Source organism: Natronosalvus caseinilyticus, assembly GCF_017357105.1.
Taxonomy (GTDB): domain Archaea; phylum Halobacteriota; class Halobacteria; order Halobacteriales; family Natrialbaceae; genus Natronosalvus; species Natronosalvus caseinilyticus.
In genome coordinates, this window is record NZ_CP071596.1 from 2,101,296 (window position 1) to 2,120,687 (window position 19,392).

17 protein-coding genes are annotated in these 19,392 nt (G+C 64.7%); 9 read left to right on the plus strand and 8 right to left on the minus strand.

The window, feature by feature from the left end; all coding sequences use genetic code 11:
- The first annotated feature begins 54 nt into the window (after window positions 1-54).
- Window positions 55-465 (plus strand): DUF7975 family protein, encoded by a 411-nt coding sequence (locus tag J1N60_RS10240; protein ID WP_312907150.1) that lies wholly within the window; start codon window positions 55-57, stop codon window positions 463-465.
- 46 nt (window positions 466-511) lie between these two features.
- On the opposite strand, the gene J1N60_RS10245 is transcribed toward J1N60_RS10240, so the two are convergent.
- Entirely contained in the window at window positions 512-778 is a 267-nt protein-coding gene (locus J1N60_RS10245; protein ID WP_312912576.1) for an amphi-Trp domain-containing protein, read from the minus strand.
- A 351-nt stretch (window positions 779-1,129) separates the two neighbouring features.
- Here J1N60_RS10245 and coxB point away from each other — a divergent pair, with 351 nt between their 5' ends.
- Complete coding sequence (gene coxB / locus J1N60_RS10250) at window positions 1,130-2,128, plus strand: cytochrome c oxidase subunit II (protein WP_312907152.1); 999 nt, start codon at window positions 1,130-1,132, stop codon at window positions 2,126-2,128.
- On the plus strand, window positions 2,128-4,617 hold the full coding sequence (locus J1N60_RS10255) for a cbb3-type cytochrome c oxidase subunit I (protein ID WP_312907154.1): 2,490 nt from the start codon (window positions 2,128-2,130) through the stop codon (window positions 4,615-4,617). Before coxB ends, J1N60_RS10255 begins: the two co-directional genes overlap by 1 nt.
- Before the next feature lie 198 nt (window positions 4,618-4,815).
- Here the strand turns inward: J1N60_RS10255 and J1N60_RS10260 are convergent, their stop codons facing one another.
- A complete protein-coding gene (locus J1N60_RS10260) occupies window positions 4,816-6,105 on the minus strand; it encodes a DUF7405 family protein (protein WP_312907156.1) in 1,290 nt (429 codons plus the stop codon).
- Window positions 6,106-6,237: 132 nt separating this feature from the next.
- Between J1N60_RS10260 and J1N60_RS10265 the strand changes: the two genes are divergently transcribed.
- The gene (locus J1N60_RS10265) at window positions 6,238-6,684 is read left to right on the plus strand and encodes an SRPBCC domain-containing protein (protein ID WP_312907158.1); all 447 of its coding nucleotides are present in this window, start codon (window positions 6,238-6,240) and stop codon (window positions 6,682-6,684) included.
- A 49-nt stretch (window positions 6,685-6,733) separates the two neighbouring features.
- Here the strand turns inward: J1N60_RS10265 and J1N60_RS10270 are convergent, their stop codons facing one another.
- Entirely contained in the window at window positions 6,734-7,405 is a 672-nt protein-coding gene (locus J1N60_RS10270; RefSeq protein WP_312907160.1) for an HAD family hydrolase, read from the minus strand.
- A 294-nt stretch (window positions 7,406-7,699) separates the two neighbouring features.
- Between J1N60_RS10270 and J1N60_RS10275 the strand changes: the two genes are divergently transcribed.
- Window positions 7,700-8,251 (plus strand): DUF6735 family protein, encoded by a 552-nt coding sequence (locus J1N60_RS10275; protein WP_312907162.1) that lies wholly within the window; start codon window positions 7,700-7,702, stop codon window positions 8,249-8,251.
- Between the two features lie 60 nt (window positions 8,252-8,311).
- Here J1N60_RS10275 and J1N60_RS10280 read toward each other — a convergent pair whose 3' ends face one another.
- Window positions 8,312-9,247, minus strand: coding sequence for a branched-chain amino acid transaminase (locus tag J1N60_RS10280; protein ID WP_312907163.1), 936 nt, complete (start codon window positions 9,245-9,247; stop codon window positions 8,312-8,314).
- A gap of 164 nt (window positions 9,248-9,411) precedes the next feature.
- Between J1N60_RS10280 and J1N60_RS10285 the strand changes: the two genes are divergently transcribed.
- The 3 genes from J1N60_RS10285 (at window position 9,412) to J1N60_RS10295 (ending at window position 14,084) form a co-directional block, all read left to right on the plus strand.
- Window positions 9,412-10,401 carry an NAD-dependent epimerase/dehydratase family protein gene (locus J1N60_RS10285; RefSeq protein WP_312907165.1) on the plus strand — a complete coding sequence of 330 codons (990 nt, stop codon included), beginning with the start codon at window positions 9,412-9,414 and terminating at the stop codon, window positions 10,399-10,401.
- Between the two features lie 384 nt (window positions 10,402-10,785).
- Window positions 10,786-12,888, plus strand: coding sequence for a heavy metal translocating P-type ATPase (locus tag J1N60_RS10290; RefSeq protein WP_425499351.1), 2,103 nt, complete (start codon window positions 10,786-10,788; stop codon window positions 12,886-12,888).
- A 134-nt stretch (window positions 12,889-13,022) separates the two neighbouring features.
- The gene (locus J1N60_RS10295) at window positions 13,023-14,084 is read left to right on the plus strand and encodes an NAD(P)-dependent glycerol-1-phosphate dehydrogenase (RefSeq protein WP_312907168.1); all 1,062 of its coding nucleotides are present in this window, start codon (window positions 13,023-13,025) and stop codon (window positions 14,082-14,084) included.
- Window positions 14,085-14,108: 24 nt separating this feature from the next.
- Here the strand turns inward: J1N60_RS10295 and J1N60_RS10300 are convergent, their stop codons facing one another.
- The 4 genes from J1N60_RS10300 to J1N60_RS10315 form a co-directional block, all read right to left on the minus strand.
- Window positions 14,109-15,161, minus strand: coding sequence for a flippase-like domain-containing protein (locus J1N60_RS10300; protein WP_312907170.1), 1,053 nt, complete (start codon window positions 15,159-15,161; stop codon window positions 14,109-14,111).
- Window positions 15,162-15,240: 79 nt separating this feature from the next.
- Complete coding sequence (locus tag J1N60_RS10305) at window positions 15,241-15,372, minus strand: hypothetical protein (RefSeq protein WP_312907172.1); 132 nt, start codon at window positions 15,370-15,372, stop codon at window positions 15,241-15,243.
- Entirely contained in the window at window positions 15,369-16,289 is a 921-nt protein-coding gene (locus tag J1N60_RS10310) for a M48 family metallopeptidase (RefSeq protein WP_312907174.1), read from the minus strand. Before J1N60_RS10310 ends, J1N60_RS10305 begins: the two co-directional genes overlap by 4 nt.
- A 109-nt stretch (window positions 16,290-16,398) precedes the next feature.
- On the minus strand, window positions 16,399-18,249 hold the full coding sequence (locus J1N60_RS10315; protein ID WP_312907176.1) for a S9 family peptidase: 1,851 nt from the start codon (window positions 18,247-18,249) through the stop codon (window positions 16,399-16,401).
- 532 nt (window positions 18,250-18,781) lie between these two features.
- Here J1N60_RS10315 and J1N60_RS10320 point away from each other — a divergent pair.
- The gene (locus J1N60_RS10320) at window positions 18,782-19,357 is read left to right on the plus strand and encodes an acyltransferase (protein WP_312907178.1); all 576 of its coding nucleotides are present in this window, start codon (window positions 18,782-18,784) and stop codon (window positions 19,355-19,357) included.
- Window positions 19,358-19,392 lie beyond the last annotated feature (35 nt).

The window sequence follows — 19,392 nt, forward strand, 5'->3', positions numbered from 1 at the left end:
GTCCTTCTGCCCCGGCGCATAAAGGCTTAAAGAATGGTGCACAATCGTCCGGGTATGACCCGATTCTCGGCTGCCGACCCACAGGAACGGCGACGCCTGATCGTCGACGCTATCGTCGCCCACCGCGAGCGGGCAAGCCCGTTCCTGACGATCGAAGTGGACGAAGCCGTCCTCGAGCGCGACGATGCGCCGGACCCCGACCTGGGAATTCCGTGGATCCAGTTCGCCGATGGGGTCGTGAGCCTCGACTGTACGGACGCCGAACTGGAACGGTTGAAAAACCTCCTCCCTGAGTACCCGGCGTTCAAAATCGACGAGTTGACGCAGCCGGACGGCGCCGAAGGGACCAACGTGCGCGTGAGCGCGAAGGCCGATCCCAACCGAATCGCCCAGTTCTGTGAGAGCCTCCTCCGTGAGGTGTTCGCGTGCCCGGAGGATGCGATGATCTGGGTCGTCGCGATATAGCGCCAGCGGTCCAGTGGTCCAGCGATCAAGCGATCCGGTGCACCGATCAGGAAATCAAGAGCGAGTCACCGCTGCCGTTCTCGCCGTCACCTTCGTCCCACTCGAGTTCGAACTCGACGCTGAACTCGGCTGGGCCGCCCGATCGCGACGTCTCTCGCTCGGCTTTCACCTCGAACGTCGGCCGGTTCGGCAGTTCTATCATGACCGATTCGCTTCCGCTCTCGAGGACGAGGTCGTCGCCGCTCTCGAGTCGGTCGGCGACGGTTCGAAGGTAAAGAGTTCCTCTTCTGGCATACCGTTTCTTGGGCGGCAGAGGCCTAAACGCTACCGCTGAAATCGGATTCCCGATCCCGACTGATGGCCCACGTCCGATAATCGAGGATTGCTCGAGTGCACTTCGAATGTGGTGCCGATAATGGCCCCTTGTACCGACGATGAGACCGCGAGAACGATAGACAGAAGGTACCCGAGTCAATCGATCTACGTAAGGGCATACACCGGGGTTTCGCGACACTTCGACGTCGACCACGACGATCGTGGCTGGCGCCCGATCACGGTCGCTGTCGGGCGTTTCCAAATAGATAAGTGTACGCGGCAATGACCCCCCAACTAAGAGACCCGTATAATTGAGGTGAACACAATCTCCACTCCACTTCAGACGCAGATGACGCGTGTCGATATCTTCCAGGAGCTCTTCCTCGTGTTCCTGGGATTAGGGACGATCGTCGGCATCATCGTCGTAGCGTACATCCTGTACAATGCGTACAAATACCGTGACGACGGGGAGCGTCACTCGGACGAGGACCTGCCGACCCTCGGCGAACTTCCGACCGGTGGGAGCGGCGGGAAGAAGCTCTTCGTGTCGTTTTTCCTGAGTGCGCTCATCGTCATCTCGCTCACGCTCTGGTCGTACGGCATGTTGATCGACGTCGAGAGCGGACCCGAGGGCCCCGGCGAGGACGCCCTCGAGGTCGACGTGGAAGGCCAGACCTTTAGCTGGTCGTTCTACTACGAGAACGGCGTCGAGTCCAGCAACGAACTCGTCGTCCCCGCGGGGACACCAGTCTGGGTCGATGTGACGTCAGTCGACGTGTGGCACTCGTTCGGCATCACTTCACAACGGGTGAAAGCCGACGCAATTCCGGGCGAGTCCGACCAGACGTGGTTCCAGGCCGACGAGGAAGGCGAGTACCTGATCGAGTGCTTCGAACTTTGTGGCCCCGGCCACTCCAGTATGGAGGGCACGCTCACCGTGATGAGCCAGGAGGACTACGATCAGTGGGTCCAAGATCAGCTCACGCTCACGCTAACTCTCGAGGATAGCGAGGGTGAGACGGTGAACGACACCGAGAACGTCGAGGTCACGGTCCAGGATCCCGACGGCGAAACCGTCGGCACCTACACTGGCGAGGACTTCGACGACGAGGGCGCCCTCGAGATCAGCGTCGAGCAGGGTGACACCTACACCGTGATCGTCGAGTCGACCGACGGCTCCTTCGAGACCACGGAGGACGACTTCGAGATCGTCGACGGTCCCGAAGAATCGCTCCAGCTCGGCGGATCCGACGGCGGAGACGGCGAGGACGAATCCAGCAGTGAAGATGAAAATGGAAACGGAAACGGAAACGGAAACGAATCCGAAGACAGCGGAGGTGAGAACTGATGTCCGATGACTTCCCACCGATGACGTCCGTCAAGCGATGGCTGGTCACGACGAACCATAAGGACGTCGGGATTCTCTACATGGCGACGGCCCTGTTCTTCTTGCTCTTCGGAGGGTTGATGGCGCTCCTGTTCCGAGCGCACCTCTGGCAGAGCGGTGGTGCCGGTCTCCTCACCGACAGCTCCTACAACCAGGCGGTGACCGCCCACGGGTTATTGATGGTGTTCTGGTTCCTCTCGCCCATCGCCTCGGGCTTCGCGAACTACTTCGTCCCGCTGCAAATCGGGGCGAAAGACCTCGCGTTCCCCCGTCTGAACGCCCTTAGCTACTGGTTCTACCTGTTCTCGGGGGCGATGTTCATGATCTCGTTCTTCCAGGGCGGGACGTTCGAGGGCGGCTGGACGATGTACGCGCCACTGAACGTGCCGACGTACACCCCCGCCGTGGAGGCGACCACCGGCGGGACTGCAACCATCCTCGCGTTGATGCTGTTCGTGATGTCGATCACGCTGGGGACCGTCAACTTCCTCACGACGATCCACCGCTCGCGCGCGGAAGGCCTCGGCCTGTGGAACATGCCGATGTTCACCTGGTCGTGGCTCCTGACGGTCTGGATGATGCTGTTCGCGTTCGCGGCCCTGCTCGCCGCGTTGCTGTTGCTTGGTATCGATCGCATCTTCCTGACCCAGTACTTCGCGACGGACCAGGGCTCGAGTCTGCTCTGGGCCCACGTCTTCTGGTTCTTCGGCCACCCCGAAGTGTACATCGTCTTCTTCCCCGCGCTGGGGATCATGTTCGAGACGTTCCAGACCTTCTGTGGTCGGCGTCTCGTCGGTCGGAAGTGGGTCATCATCGCGATGGTCCTCGTCGCGGTGCAGTCCTTCCTGGTCTGGATGCACCACATGTTCCTGACGACGATCAACCTCGAGATCAAGACGCTGTTCATGGCCACCACGATCGGTATCTCGTTGCCGTTCGACCTGATGGTCTTCGCGCTGATCTACACGATGGTCAAGGGCCGGGTGCGGTTCACCACGCCGTTCCTGTTTAGCCTGGGTGCGCTCTTGCTGTTCATCCTGGGCGGCATCACCGGAGTGTTCCTCGGGGCCGTCGTGCTCGACTACGAGTTCCGCGGCACCTACTGGGTCGTCGCTCACTTCCACTACGTGATGGTCTCGGGCGTGACCGCGCTGGTCGCCGGTATCTACTACTGGTGGCCGAAGATCAGCGGGAAGATGTACAACGAGACCCTCGGGAAGATCCACTTCGCGATCTACTTCTTCGGGTTCAACCTGCTCTACTTCCCGATGTTCCTCGCCTGGGAGACCCCTCGACGCGTCTTCCACTTCGGTGAGGGGCTGGAGATCTACCACCAGCTCGCGACGATCGGCGCGTTCATCTTCGGCGCGTCGTTCCTGCTCATGTTCTACATCCTGGGCAAGAGTCTGGTCTCCGGCCCGGATGCGCCGGACAACCCGTGGGAGTTCTCCCGTACGGCCGAGTGGGCGATTCCGTCCCCGCCGCCGCTCGAGAACTGGTCGGGTCGTCCGAGTTACGCGAGCGGTCGCCTCGAGTTCGTCGACGACGACTCGGGCGCCGCGACCGACGGCGGGACCGTCGCCGTTCCCGAAACGGGCCGGGGGCACGCGACGCCGGCAACGACCCAGCACACTCACGAGGAAGAACACGCCGACCACGCCAGCATCTGGCCGTTCGGCGTCGGGCTCTCGCTGGCCGTCTTCTTCCTCGGGCTGGCCGGGCTGACGCCATACGTCGCCGAATTCGCCGCAGCGAACGGAGCCGACGTCTCCGCACAGGACCCGAGCATGCTCTCTCCGGCACTGATCGTACTCGGCGTGGGGATGCTCGGCTACACCCTCTGGAACTTCGGCATGGAGCAGTTCAACCCCCCGGTGATGGACGTCGCCGAGCGCTGGCCGTTCGAGGGCGTCAACAACACGAAACTCGGCGTCTGGTTCTTCTTGGCGTCGGACGTGGTCGTCTTCGGCGCGGCCATCGGCGCGTTCGTGTTCATGCGCATCCACATGGGGTGGTCTAACTGGGAGTTCGACGCGATCCCCATGGCCGGACTCGTCAACACCTACATCCTGTTGACCTCGAGTTTCACGGTTATCCTGGCGCTGGTGATGGCCGAACGCAGGAACAAGAAGGGCCTGCTCGCGACGATGAGCGCGACGGTCCTGCTCGGCCTGACGTTCATGGGCGTCAAGGGTTGGGAGTGGAGCGAGAAGTTCTCCCACGGCGACTACTGGTTCAGCGGCCTCGAGTACTCGATCTACTACGTCACGACGGGCCTGCACGCCCTGCACGTGATCCTGGGGCTGCTCGTCGCCGGCTTCATGATCTACCGCGTGGCCACGGTCGACGCCTACCTCGAGGATCACCGGCCGGTCGAGTACTTCGGGCTCTACTGGCACTTCGTCGACATCGTCTGGGTGTTCCTGTTCCCGCTGTTCTACCTGATGTAGGCGGCGGGCGGACCCCCGACTGAGTTTGTTTTCGCGTTCGAGGCTTTTTCGAGGACCCGTCTCAGTTCATTCTCCAGATATTCTCGAGCGGGGCGTTCCGCAGTCGACGCGAGCGAAGCCGTCTCGAGAGACTACGTGCAGACGTGACTCGAGAGACTGGATCGTCTGGTTTTCGCTACCGTCGTCGACTGTAAGTCCCTACTCGGGTCGCGGCGTGGGTAACGCCCGGTGCCGGCGTGGTGGAACCAGGTAGTTCGCCCGGCGCCGAACGGTCATGTACTGGAGGATGCCGTTGTTCGTCCGCGCGCCGATTGCCGACTGCTCGGCGACGTCGGTCCCGTTCATCGCCTCGCGCGTCTTCACGAAGTCCTCGATGCGACGCTGGTGGGAGAGGAAGTGCAGTCCCGCCTCGTCGTCGTCCGTCGAGTTGAAGTCCCGGCGAAGGATGATCGGTTCGTCGTTCTCGCGGGCACGCGCCGACTTCTGGGAGTGGCCCACGGTCCCGTACTCGCGGGCGTCCTCAAGCGTGTGCGACGGGCACTCGCCCAGCTGACTCGAGTCGCCGAGGTTGTCGCCGGGACCCTCGATTTTCCCCTCGTCGGCGTGGGCCGGGCAGAACATCTTTCGTTCGCGGATCGTTCGACTGTCCTGTTCGTACCACTGGTCGAGCGAGAGGCGAATTCGAGAGAGGTGTGTCGTGGTGCCCTCGGCGAACGGCCCCTCCTGGATCGTCACGCGGTCCTCAGAGGCCTGGTTCTTCTTGAACCCGGATTTGAAGCCCATGAACATCGGAGCGTCCTCGGAGACGGGTTCGCTGTCGGGAATCCCGCGAACGCCGTCCTGATTTTCGGCGGGTAATCCAGTGCCCGTGAACCCGGTTCGGCGTTCCTCGATCTCGAGGACGCCCTCGAGCGTGGCCTCGACGTCGACGCCGTTGATCGACTCGAGTTCGCCAGTGAGCGCTTCCTCGGCGCTTAACACGACCGACCCGTGGTCGCTGGCGAGGTGGATCATGGCGTCGTAGCTATCGAACTCGGGCGTCTCGATGGGTGCGAGCGCCTTCGGCTCCGGGAGGTCGACGCTCTCTGGCAGGGCCTCGTCGAACCGGTCGAAGTAGGCGGGGCCGTAGCCGACGGTGAACAGCAAGCCCTCGTTGCTTCGGGCGTAGGCTCGCTCGAGGGTTTCGAACGTCGTCTCGACCTGCTCGCGCTCCTCGTCGGTCGGACCGCCGCCGACGTACGAGAAGTGGAGGGCGACGTGGTGTTCGGGGACGAGCGGGTTGCCGTGCTCGTCGGTCCGCTGGGCGGCCGTCCAGGCGTGCTGGCGCTCGGGGAGTTCCTCGAGGCCGTCGGCGTCGACGCCTTGAGGCGTAGCGTCCGCATTCCCGTTCTCCCGATCCAGACAGGCGGAGAGGGCACTCGCGCCGCCGATGGCGACGGCGCTACGGACGAAGGATCGGCGCGAAATCGTGCGCGACGAACGCGTCATATTCGGCTCTCGGGACTGCGCGGTAATGGGGGTTGTGGTGGGGTGGCGGGTGGTGGGATGACAGGTGGCGAGCGGGTGAACGTACCCACAGGACCGACAGGCGCTTTGCCTTTCGTCACGTTCGCTGCTAGCATGGAACAACTCGAGGTGTTCGAGACGATCGATGCGCCACCGGAGACCGTCTGGCAGGTCCTCCTCGAGTTCGACGCCTATCCCGAGTGGAACCCGTTTCTCCGCTCCGTCGAGGGGCTCCCCGTCGAGGGGGAGCGACTGACGATCCGCGTCCAGTTACCGGGTGGTCGGACCCGGACGATCAGGACGACGGTGCTCACGGTCGAGACGAACCGCCGACTCGTCTGGCTCGGCCGGCTGGGAGTCCCGTTCGCATTCGACGGCTACCACGAGTTCCACCTCGAGCCAATCGACGGCGGGCGACGAACGCGGCTGCTTCAGCGGGAGACGTTTCGAGGAGCGCTGGTTCCAGTGCTGTTTCACCGACGCCGGATCGAACGGGGCTTCCGCGCGATGAACCGGGCGCTCAGGGATCGAGCGGAGCGGCGGGTTCGGGCGACCGCCTGAACGTGGTTGTAGTGAGTCGACACACCGCGAACACTAGCCTGTCGAGCCGTCAGGACGACGGCTCGAGCCGCGATAACGCCTCGAGGGACGTGATCTCGTGGGTGGGCTCGCCGTCGTAGCCGAAGTCGGCGAACGCGTAGTCCTCGCGGTGGGACCGACGGATGAACGCCGAGTCGATGTCGATGGCCTCCGCCACGGCGACGTCGACCCAGCTGTCACCAACGTACAGCGGGTTCGCACACGCCAGGTCGTCGATCGCTCGCTCGAGGTAGTACGGCGTGGGCTTCTTCCGCCTGATGCCGTCGACGGTCGGCTCGCGACCGTAGTACGGGTCGAACGCCTCGAGTTCGAAGTGGTCGACGATGTTCTCGATGGTCTCGTGCTGGTTGTTGCTCACGATGGCCATCGGGGCGTTGAGCGTCTCGAGCGTCGACACGTCGTCGTAGAGCGTCTTGTTCCCGTTCAGGAGTTCCTCGTGCTGGACCTCGATCGCCGCCCGTTCGCGGGCGGCCCAGAGTGACTCCGGCTCGAGGTCGTACCGGTCGGTGACGGCCTCGAGTTCGTCGATCGTCGGGGAGATCAGGGTCTCGAGGTCGTCCTGGGCGGGGTCGTCGATGCCGTGGCGTTCGAACGCGATGGTCATCGCTCGCGTGAGCGCTTCGTAGCTGGTCGGGGTCGTCAACACGCCGTCGTTGTCGAAGACGACTGCGTCGTATGCCATTCATCGAGAGTACGGGTTGGGAGGGTTTTGGCCTTACGCCCGGCGGGCTGTGGGATCGGTGGATTATCAGATCGTTGGACCGCTGATTCGTCGAATTGCTGGATCGGCGGGTCATTGGGACGTCGGGTCGGCCGACCCTCGAATCGTCGATCACCCGCTGACGACCCGCGAGTTCAAGTACCAGTCCGCGGCCAAAAGGGGTGATGCACTCCCGTTCGCGTATCCGAGCCGTCCGTCGGGTCGCTGCTCGTCTCGGTCGACGGCCGATCAAGCGGCACCGACCGAGGTGGCACGATGGGGCATAGAGCGTTAATCGCCTACCGTCGCCCCGACCGACTCTACGACCTCCGGTACAGCCACTGGGGCGGCGACGAACTCAGCGTCCTCGAGTCCCTCTCCGTCGACGCGCCGCTCGCAGGCGGGCGAATCGACTCCGACCTCCTCGCGGACTCCGTCGCCCTAGACAGCGTCCTCACCGACTACCTCGATCCCTGCGGATACGAGGCGCTGATTTTGGTTTCACCCGAGTACGAGATCCGCGCCTACCGCGTCTGCTGGCTCGAGTGGGGCGACGGCCGCGAGCAGGGCCGTGGGGCGCTCGTCGCCGTCGAACCGGGCGAGCGCGACCTCACCGTCCGGACCTGGTTTCGCGCCACGAAGACCGCCCTCGCCGACGTCGTCGAGATGGGCGTTCTCTCGCGGCGGGCCGCCCAGTCGTACCTCGAGGCCCGAATTGCCGAGGACGAGAACGGCTACTTCTACACGTACGGCGACGCTGCCGCCGCTGATGTGGACGAACCGACGAATGCGTTCGACGCGTTTCTCGGGAGCGAGGGGCTCGAGTGAGTGTCTCGAGTGAGTGTCTCGGGAGATGCGAACCGCGCAACTCGAAAAACTGAGTGCGAGTTACGCCTCGACGTAGTCGAACCACTCCTCGTACTCGTCGGTCCGGCGCTCGACGACGTCGAAGAACGTCTGCTGGATCTCCTCGGTGATCGGCCCGCGGGTCCCCTCGCCGATCGTGACGTTGTCGACGCGCTTGATCGGGGTCACTTCCGCGGCCGAGCCGGTGAAGAAGAGTTCGTCGGCCGTGTTGAGTTCGCCTCGCGAGATGGAGACGGTGTCGTGGACGGTGTAGCCCAGGTCGCGGGCGATCCGGATGACCGCGTTGCGGGTGATGCCGTCGAGGATCGACTCGGAGAGGCCGGGCGTAAAGATTTCGCCGTCCCGCACGAGGAAGAGGTTCTCGCCGGGGCCCTCCGCGACGTTGCCCTCCTTGTTGAGGACGATGGCTTCGGCGAACCCGTTGCGGCGGGCCTCCTCGCCGGCCAGCAGGCTGTTGACGTACAACCCCGTCGTCTTGGCGTTCGTCGGAATCTGGCTCGAGGCGTGCTTGCGCCAGGAGGAGACTTTCACGTCGATGCCGTTCTCGATGGCGTCCTCGCCGAGGTAGGCGCCCCAGGGCCAGGCGGCGATGGTCGTCTTCGTCGGACAGTCCCCGGGGCTGACGCCGAGACTCTCGTAGCCGTAGTAGACGAGCGGGCGGATGTAACACGACGAGAGGTCCTGGCGGCGGATGAGTTCCTTCGTGGCTTCGGTCAGTTCCTCGTAGGAGTGACCGATTTCCATCTCGTAGGGCTTGCAGGACTGAAAGAGGCGATCGACGTGTTCCTCCCAGCGAAAGAGCGCGGGCCCGTTCTCGGTGTCGTAACAGCGCGCCCCCTCGAAGACGCCGGTCCCGTAGTGGAGTCCGTGCGTGAGGACGTGGGTCTGTGCGTCCTCCCAGTCGACGAACTCGCCGTCCATCCAGATCGTGTCGACGTCCATCTCGTCAAATCCCATACCCAGGGGGACGAAGCCCTTCGTAATGAACGTTGGCGATTGCTCGTGCGTCGGCCTCGAGTGTGGGTCGATTCCACTCGAGTAACTCACACGTGTGACGGCCAGCCGAACGTCTCTCTCGCCGCCTCCGCCACCGTTTTGACCCTCTCGAGCGAGCGTTCGGTATGGACACTGCACTCGTCATCGGCGGCACGCGATTCATCGGCCGCCACCTCGTCGACGACCTCCTCGCACACGACTACGACGTCACCCTCTTCAACCGCGGGAATCACGACGACCCCTTCGCCGGAGACGACCGGGTCGCCCACGTCCAGGGCGACCGGACGAACGACTCGGCGCTCGAGGCGGCCGCGGCCGACGTCGATCCGGACGCCGTCTTCGACTGCGTGGCCTACTACCCGCGGGACGTGCGCGCAGCGACCGAAATCTTCGCCGACGTCGACGCCTACGTCTACATCTCGAGCGGAGACGCCTACGGCCGCGAGGAGATTCCCAAGCGGGAGGACGAGACCCCGATGCGACCCTGCAGCCCCGAGCAGGCGACCGACGAGTCGAACGACACGTATGGCAACCGGAAGGCCGAGGGTGACCGCGCGATCGTCGCCGCGGCCGACCGCGGAGTCAATGCCATGTCCGTCCGGCCCTGCATCGTCTACGGCCCCCACGACTACACCGAACGACTCGACTTCTGGCTCGACCGCGTCCTCGAGTACGACCGCGTGATCGTCCCCGGCGACGGCACCAACGTCTGGCACCGCGCCTACGTCGAGGACGTCGCCAGCGCCCTCCGGACCGTCGCCGAGCGAGGCGAGCCAGGCGAGTTCTACAACGTCGGCGACCGCCGGATCGTCACGCTCGAGGAGATGGTCGACCTGATCGCCGACGCCGCAGACAGGGACGTCGAGGTCGTCCACGCCGGCCCGCGCGAACTCGAGGCCGGCGGCCTCTCGACGGACGACTACGTCCTCTACCGCGACTACCCGCACGTCCTCTCGACTGCGAAACTCGCCGGCCTCGGCTGGGAGTCGACCCCGCTCGAGGAGGCGATGGCGCGAACGCTCGAGGAACACGAGGCGAGCGACCGGGACGGGAGCGAGTACGATCCGGGTAGGGACGCCGAGGAACGTGTGCTCGGGATTCTCGACACGATCTGAGACGTTCGGAACGGATCTGCTCTGTGTGCGCCGCCGCCTCGAGCGGGGTGTCCCTTCTTGACTCGCGGTGTCGTGTGACGAAGCAACGAGATGGACGATCACAGAGATGCCGACGGTGAGGGACCCGACGGCGGCCATCGTGGCCACGACCACAGCCACCGTCACGACCCCGACACGGCCGAGGATCGGGAAATCGACGCCGAGGACGATCGGTCGGAACCCCGCGTGGAAAAGTCCATGCTCGAAGAGGAAGCCGAAGACGCCGACGAAGCGAGACGGGAGGTCGACGACCGGTACGAACGCGGGGTTGGACACGGCGACCACGGCGGCCATGGAGTCGGCAATTCCGATGGCCACGAAGGTGGCGGCCACGACCACAGTGGCATGCACGAGGGCCACGAGCAGATGTTCCGCCGGCGGTTCTTCGTCTCGACGCTGCTTTCGATTCCCGTTCTCCTGTACAGCGAGACCCTGCAATCGTGGCTCGGCTTCTCGGTTCCGGCGTTTCCCGGAAGCGAGTGGATCAATCCCGTCTTCGCGGTCATCGTCTTCGCTTACGGTGGCGTTCCCTTCCTGCGGATGGCCGCCCCCGAACTCGAGGACCGGTCGCCGGGGATGATGACGCTCATCTCGATGGCGATCACCGTCGCGTTCGTCTACAGCCTGGCGAGCGTCGTCTTCCCCACTCAGTCGGCGTTCTTCTGGGAACTGGTGACGCTTATCGACATCATGTTGCTCGGTCACTGGATCGAGATGCGGTCGGTTCGGCGGGCCTCGAGCGCGCTCGACGAGTTAGCGAAACTCCTCCCTGATACCGCAGAGCGCATCACCGAGGACGGTGAAACTGAGGAGGTCCCCGTCAGCGACCTGTCGGAGGGCGACCTCGCCCTCGTCCGCCCCGGAGCGAACGTCCCCGCCGACGGCGTCGTCGAGGAGGGCGACTCGGACGTGAACGAGTCGATGATCACCGGCGAGTCGAAACCGGTTTCGAAGGACCCCGGTGACGAGGTGATCGGCGGCACGATCAACGGCGACGGAAGCCTTCGCGTTCGGATCAGCGCGACGGGCGAGGAAACGACGCTGGCGGGGATCATGCGTCTCGTGGAAGAGGCCCAGCAGAGCGAGTCTCGAACGCAGATGCTCGCCGACAGGGCAGCAGGCTGGTTGTTCTACGTCGCCCTGGCCGCCGCGGTGGTGACGGCCGTCGCCTGGACCGTCGCCGCCCAGTTCGACGTTACAGTCATCGAGCGCGTGGTGACCGTCCTGGTGATCGCCTGTCCGCACGCTCTCGGGCTCGCCATCCCGCTCGTCGTCGCGATCAACACGTCCCTCGCCGCGCGCAATGGAATGCTGATCCGGGACCGGATCGCCATGGAACGGGCACGGGACCTGGATACGATCGTCTTCGACAAAACGGGGACGCTCACGGCGGGCGAACAGGGCGTCGTCGACGTCGCGACGGTCGACCGCGTGGACGAGGACGAGGCGCTCGCGCTCGCGGCCGCCGTTGAGAGCGATTCGGAGCACATGATCGCCCAGGCGATGCGTGAGGCCGCGGCCGACCGCGGTCTGAAGCCACCGAACGTCTCGGACTTCGAGGCGCTCAAGGGCCGTGGGGTGCGAGCGACCGTCGACGGCGGCGCGGTCTACGTCGGCGGACCGAACCTCCTCTCTCACCTCGAGGCCGAGGTTCCCCCGGAACTGGCGGCGTTCGCGGATCGGGCCGGGGAAAACGCGCGAACCGTGGTTTACCTCGTTCGCGGGGACGACCGAAGGGACGACTCGAGCGATTCGGGTAACTCGAGTGACGCCGGCGAGCAGGTAGATGCTGAACGAGTTACAAACGGCCAGGCGACGCCGATCGCCGCCTTCGCCCTCGCGGACGTGATCCGCGAGGAGAGCTATCGGGTCGTCGACGCGCTTCACGACCTCGGCATCGAGGTGGCGATGCTGACCGGCGACAGCGAGGACGTCGCCGCGGCCGTCGCAGACGAACTCGGCATCGAGACGGTCTTCGCCGAGGTGCTGCCCGAGGACAAAGACGAGAAGGTGACCGAACTGCAGGACCAGGACAAACTGGTGGCGATGGTCGGCGACGGCGTCAACGACGCCCCCGCGCTGACCCGAGCCGACGTCGGGATTGCCATCGGATCGGGGACCGACGTCGCCGTCCAGTCGGCGGACATCGTTCTCGTACAGAACAACCCGATGGACGTGCCTCGACTCGTCAAACTGAGCCGAGCGAGTTACCGGAAGATGCAGGAGAACCTGGTCTGGGCCGCAGGGTACAACGTCTTCGCGATTCCGCTCGCGGCCGGCGTTCTCGCGCCGGTTGGAATCCTCCTCTCCCCCGCCGTCGGTGCCTTGCTCATGTCGCTCAGTACCGTGATCGTCGCGATTAACGCGCAGTTACTCCGGCGAGTGGATCTCTCGATTCCGCAGTTGTCCGGATTGTCCCCGCCGCAAAAAGCGCAACCCGCGAGGTGAGGCCCGCCGGACTCGTCCGATGGTACCACCGAGGATGATTCGAACTCCTTTTCCTCGAGCTCCCTCGTCTCGAGGAACCGCCACCCCTCGATCGACGGGAACGCCTTTATATCGTTCCCCGCCTCCTCTCACCTATGTTCGAGAAGTCGACGTGGATCCGCCTCCCGCGGAACGTCGTCGTCGGCCACGACGTCCTCGCCGAGACCGTGAGCGTCGTCGACGACCTCCACCTCGAGGGGCGCCCACTGCTCGTCACGAGTCCAACGCCGCGAAAACTCGCGGCCGAACCGATCGCCGAAGACTTCGAGGAACGCGGTATCGAACCCGCCATCGTCACCGTCGAGGAGGCGAGTTTCGAGGCCGTCGAGTCGGTCATCGACGCCGCCGAGGAGGCGGATGCCGCGTACCTGATCGGCGTCGGCGGCGGGAAGGCCATCGACATCGCCAAGATGGCGACCGACCACCTCGACACCGGCTTCCTCTCGGTGCCGACGGCCGCGAGTCACGACGGCATCGTCAGCAACCGCGGCTCGGTTCCGGACGGCAACACGCGCCACAGCGTCGCCGCCGAACCGCCGCTCGCCGTGATCGCCGACACCGGGATTCTGGCGAACGCACCCTGGGAGCTGACGACCGCGGGCTGTGCCGACATCATCTCTAACTACACCGCGGTGATGGATTGGCGACTCGCCCACCGACTCAAGAACGTCGAGTACTCCGAGTACGCGGCCGCCCTCGCGGAGATGACCGCGGAAATCCTCGTCGGCAACGCCGACATGATCCGTCCCGGCCTCGAGGAGTCCGCCTGGATCGTCACCAAGGCGCTCATGTCCTCGGGGGTGGCGATGTCCATCGCAAGTTCCTCCCGGCCGGCCAGCGGCGCCGAGCACCTCTTTTCTCACCAACTGGATCGCCTCGCGCCCGGCGTAGCCCTCCACGGTCACCAGGTCGGCGTCGGGTCGATCATGACGGCCTACCTGCACGAGGGCGAGTCGGGCATCTGGACCGAAATTCGAGACGCGCTGGCGAGCATCGACGCGCCGACCACGGCCGCCGATCTCGGCATCGACGACGAAACCGTGATCGAGGCGTTGACGACCTGTCACGCCATCCGCGACCGGTACACGATTCTCGGTGACGGGATGGACGAGCGAGCGGCTCGAGAGGTTGCGGTGAAGACCGGCGTCATCGACTGAATTGGCGTCGTCGGCTGAACGGGATCACCCGTCGACGCGAACCAGCCCGACGCCGGTGGCCGACACGTACGTGGCACCGATTCCGCCGAGACCGACGTGAACCCAGTAGGTACACAGCCGGTAGAGCAGGGCAGCGGCGGTCGCGACGTCGCCCGAGACCGCGGTCGTCGCGACCAGTAGCCCGGCCAGGAACACCTCGACACCGCCCATCCCGCCCGGAAGCGGAACCACAGCTGCTACCGTCGACAGTGGTACACAGAGAAGCGCGACCGCGAACGGCGCGTCGACGCCGAGGGCGACCAGCGAGAGGAACAGCGCAAGCGCATTGAAGATCCAGCTCGCCAGCGCGACCGTCACCGCGCCCAGCAGGACCGACCGATCCGCCGCGACGTCGTCGATCGTCGAGAGGAACCCACGGACGCGGGTTCGAACGGCGGGGCGCTCGACGCCGGGCAGCCTGGCCAGCGCTCCCTCGAGCCGAGCGGTAATCCCGAACAGGATCGTCCGCGCGACGCCGTCGCGGGTGACGGAGACGGCCGAGGCGGCGACGAGAACGGCTGCGAACAGTGCCCCCAGGAGGCCGGTCTTGAGACGGTTCGACGGGAGCGACCCAGCGGTCACGCTCGAGGAGACGTCGACGGAACCGTTCGCCACTATCCCGACGAGGCCGACGACGACCACGACGACGGACGTGAGGAAGACGAGTACCTCGGCCACGCTGATGACGGCGGCGTTGTCCTCGAACGGTGACTCGGACGACCCCGCGAGCAGGTACGCGGTTACGGCGACGCCGACGGACTGCCCCCACGGTACGACGCTCCGAGAGAAGTACCCCGCGAGGAACGCACCGACGAACGCGGTTCCGCCGGCCGATCCCTCGATCGGACCGAGCAGTCGGTAGACGATCAGGGCGCGCAGCGCGAGCATCGTCGCTCCGGCAACCGCGCCACCGGCGACGAGAATCGGATCGGCGCGACGGATACTCGAGACCACGGCCTCCCAGCCGGTGCCGTAGACAAGTATCCCGGTGACCAGGAGGGCAACCGCGAAGCCGGCGGCGACCCGCAATCGGCGCATCTGCCGGGAGCAACGACACTCACTGACTTGAACGTACTGTCGAGGAACGGAACGTTCTCGACGTCGAACCGAGTGTGGCTCACCCGACCATCGCGTCGAGTCGCTCGACACGGCGGTCGATGGAGTGGTTTCCGACGAGGAAGTCGAACGTCCGGCTCGAGTTGCGGGGCACGTGCCCGAGAGACGCGATCCGTTCGAGTGCGTCTCTCATCGCACTCGCACTCGTCGTCGCCGCGGCGAACGCGTCGGCCTCGTACTCGTGGGCGCGTTCTCTATAATCCCGGCATAAAGGAGGAGAAAGACGACGGGGACGAACAGGAACGAGTAAACGAACGTGAGCAAAATGGCCGCCGCTATAGCAGCGTGCCAGAGCGCTCGTCGTTCCAGGTGCCGGTGTCGGACGTGCCCCAGTTCGTGGACGACGACGGCCTCGAACTCCGTCGGCTCCAGTTCGGTTATCAGGGAGTCGGACACGAAAACCGTTCGCGGACCGGGAATGATTCCGGATGCGAACGCGTTCGGATCGTCGTCGACGAGCCGAAACCGGACGTCGACGTCGGCCGCTGCTGCGAGCTGTTCACAGCGATCTGCGACCCCGGAGGGGAGTTCAGCCGTGTCGTTCAGTCGATCGACGAGCCACGGGCCGATCGCGAAGTACGCGAGCGTAGCGGTGACGCCGAGAGGGACTGCCTCGGAGGGCGACGTGCGTACGAGGGTGAATACGAAGGGAATGCTAGCGCAAACGAATGCGCCGTGGGTACCCGTCGAGATCGCAGCTCGTCTGAAGTTCCCGTACTCGGTCGACCCCAGCAGATCGAACGTGGATAGCGGGAGGACGACAGCGACGCCGATACCGAGTCCCAGGATACCGACCACACCAGTGACGAAAACCCCGGTCAACACGTCGTCGACGAGTACGAGTGCGGTGAAGCTACCGGCAACAGCGAAACACACGAGGGGAGCGCCCGCCCCGATGAGGTACCACTGTATCCGTCTCGTCGCGAGGTCGGAGGCTGTCACGGGTGCGATGAACCGTTTACAGACGCCCCATCCGATACCGGCGGTGACGATCGAGAGGCCAATACCGACGACAAGAAGTCCACCAACGAGAATCGCGACGGCAGTCATTTATCGTCCTCTTCGATCAACCACGTGACCGCCCGCTTTGCCATGAGATATTCGTGATGTCTAACCAGGAAAATAAATAGCTTCCGGCGCTTGGAGGCGGAGTTAAGCGTTAGACGTGCTCCTCGAGGAACTCCGCGATCGCCGAGTAGGCCTCGATTCGGTTCTCGAGTTTGCTGAAGCCGTGGCCCTCGTCCTCGAAGATCAGCTTGCGGACGGGGACGCCCTGCTCGCGGGCCTCTTCGACGATCTGTTCGGCCTCGCCGACCGGAACGCGGGGATCGTTCTCGCCGTGGAGGACGAACAGCGGGGCCTCGATGTTTTCGACGGTGTTGATCGGGGAGATCGACTCGAGGAACTCGCGATCCTCGGCCAACGAGCCGTATTCGGCCTCGCGGAGCTTCCGGCGCCAGTCGCCCGTGTTCTCGAGGAAGGTGACGAAGTTGGCGATGCCGACGACGTCGACGCCGGCGGCCCAGAGCTCCGGATACTCGGTGAGCGAGGCCAGTACCATGAACCCGCCGTAGGAGCCGCCCATGGCGACGACGCGGTCGGGGTCGATCGCTTCGTGGCCGGCAAGCCACTCGACGCAGGCGGCGACGTCGGCGACGGAGTCCATCCGCTTCTCGACGTCGTCCAGGCTGGCGTACTCGCTCCCGTACCCCGAAGAGCCCCGGACGTTCGGCTCGAAGTAGGCGTAGCCCCGGTTCAGGAAGTACTGCTTGACGCTCGAGAACGAGGGCCGGCGCTGGCTCTCGGGGCCGCCGTGGATGTCGACGATGACGGGGTAGCCGTCGTCGACGGTTCCGTTCCCATCCCCAACGCCCTCGAGCGACTCCGCCGACCCCGCCGGGAGCGTCAGGAATCCGGGCACCTCGAGGCCGTCGAAGCTCTCGACGTGAACGAGTTTCGAGGACCGGAAGGTCTCGGGCGGGATTCCTGCGGTTGGAGCGAGCGTCCACTGCTCGCTATCCCCGGATTCGACGTCGACGACGAAGACGTTCGCGTTGACGGCATCGCCAGTCGTCGAGCAGGCGAAGACTTCGGCGTCCGGGCCGAAGCTCACGCCGCCCGAGAGTCCGCCCGGCAGATCGGGTTCGGGGAACGTCTCGAACGCCGTCGGGTCATCGCCTGCGAGTTCGCCCGCGGTGAGCTCCGTGTAGCCCTCCACGTTTCGCGAGTAGACGAATCGGCCGGTCTCGTCGTCCAGAGCGAGACCATCGACGTTCCATCCATCTCCCTCGACCATCGTTTCGACCTCGAGGGTCTCGAGGTCCAGATAGGCAAGCACGAGCGTGTCGGTCTCCTCGTCGGTCACGAGGTAGAGTCCCTCGCCGTCGGGCGCCCAGGAGGCGCTCTGGTAGCGGACGTCGCCATCGTGAGGGGTGAGGTGGGTCATCTCGCCGGTCTCGACCTCGAGGCTGTAGAGGTCCTGATCGAAGTTCGAGTACGCCTGCGAGACCAGCAACCGCGAGTCGTCGGGGCTCCAGCCGCCGACCGTGAGCCAGCCCTCGCCCTCGGCGACGAGTTCGGCGTCGTCGCCGGCGCCCGCTCGGCCCTGAACGTACACGTCGAAGACGCTCTCGTCCCGGCGATTCGAGGTAAATGCGAACCGTTCGCCGTCGTGGCTCCAGCCGCCCCAGCGGTGTTTCGCCTCCGGCATCCCGGTCAGGTTCGCGATCTCGCCCGTCTCGGCGTCGAGTCGATACAGTTGCGCGCGCTCGTTGCCGCCCTCGTCCATGCCGAACGCCAGTTCCGCTCGCTCGGGCGACCAGGAGGCGAACGTCACTCGTTCGTCGTAGAACGTTCGCTGTTCGGGCCACGCCTGTGCCCCCTCGAGCGTCCAGACCTGGGGCGTTCCAGTGGTGTTCATCAGAAACGCCAGTCGGTCGCCCTCCGGGCCGAGAGAGGCACCGTAGGCGCTTCGAACGTTGAGATAGCGCTCGATGTCGTACGTTCCCATGGCTCACCAGTCTCGATTCGAAATGGTAACGGTTTCGACTCGGATTCTCGAGTCCCGGGGCGTGTCGGCGTCCCCAGTCCCGTCCAGTTCCACCATTGTGTCCTCGACGAAACCGGTCAGTCGAAGCTTTCCAGGAGAAGAGGCTCTCGAGCTGAGCAGCATCACTCAATTTCAGTGGAATAAATTCTCATTACCGGGGTCACGACTGTTTGCTCGCAGATCCAGTGTTCTAGTACTGAACGGAGTGAGTCGAACCCCGTCCATCGATGTGGGTGAAACGGCGAGGATAGAACCCCTTACTCGCACCCGAGATGCGGTGAGAGGGCGACCGTCTCTGGTCGTAGTGTTCACCCGTTTCTGTGAATCGCCGAGCTCGTGAAATCGTCGTCGAGCAACGACGTCGTTCCCAGCGAACGGAGCCCGTCGCTCCGCGGGCTACACAGCGGTTGCAGGGCCCGGACCGTGAATTAACGGCTGAAACGGTCGCGGTCCCTTTTGAGAGCGTGTGTTCATCCAGGGTTAGGGGTTAAGAATGAGAGACACCGAATTACTGAGCGGATCAACCGACGGTTCGTCGATTGGATACGAGTACGACAACGATACGCGATCGCCGGTCATCGGCGCCGATCCGACGATCAGGACGGGGACGATTATCTACGATGACGTCCTGATCGGCGACCGATTCACCACTGGTCACTACGCGCTGATACGTGAGCAAACCCGAATCGGCGACGACGTGCTCGTCGGGACGAACGCGACCATAGACGGAACGTCGACCGTCGGTTCGAACGTGAGCATGCAGACCGGCGTCTACGTACCTGCGGAGACTACCATCGGAGACCACGTTTTTCTCGGTCCGAACGCCGTCCTGACGAACGATCCCTATCCACTCCGTCGGGAGGTCGAACTCGAGGGCCCGACCCTCGAGGATCACGTCTCTGTCGGCGCGAACGCGACGATCCTCCCCGGTGTGACCGTCGGACGGGGTTCGTTCGTCGCTGCGGGTGCGGTCGTCTCGGCGGACGTCCCCGAGGAGACGCTGGCCGTCGGCGTGCCGGCGAGACACGAACCGCTTCCGGCGTCGCTTCGAGGAGGGAACGCTGCATGATCGCCGTCGTCGCGTCCGCCAGGGGGGTGAGCGTC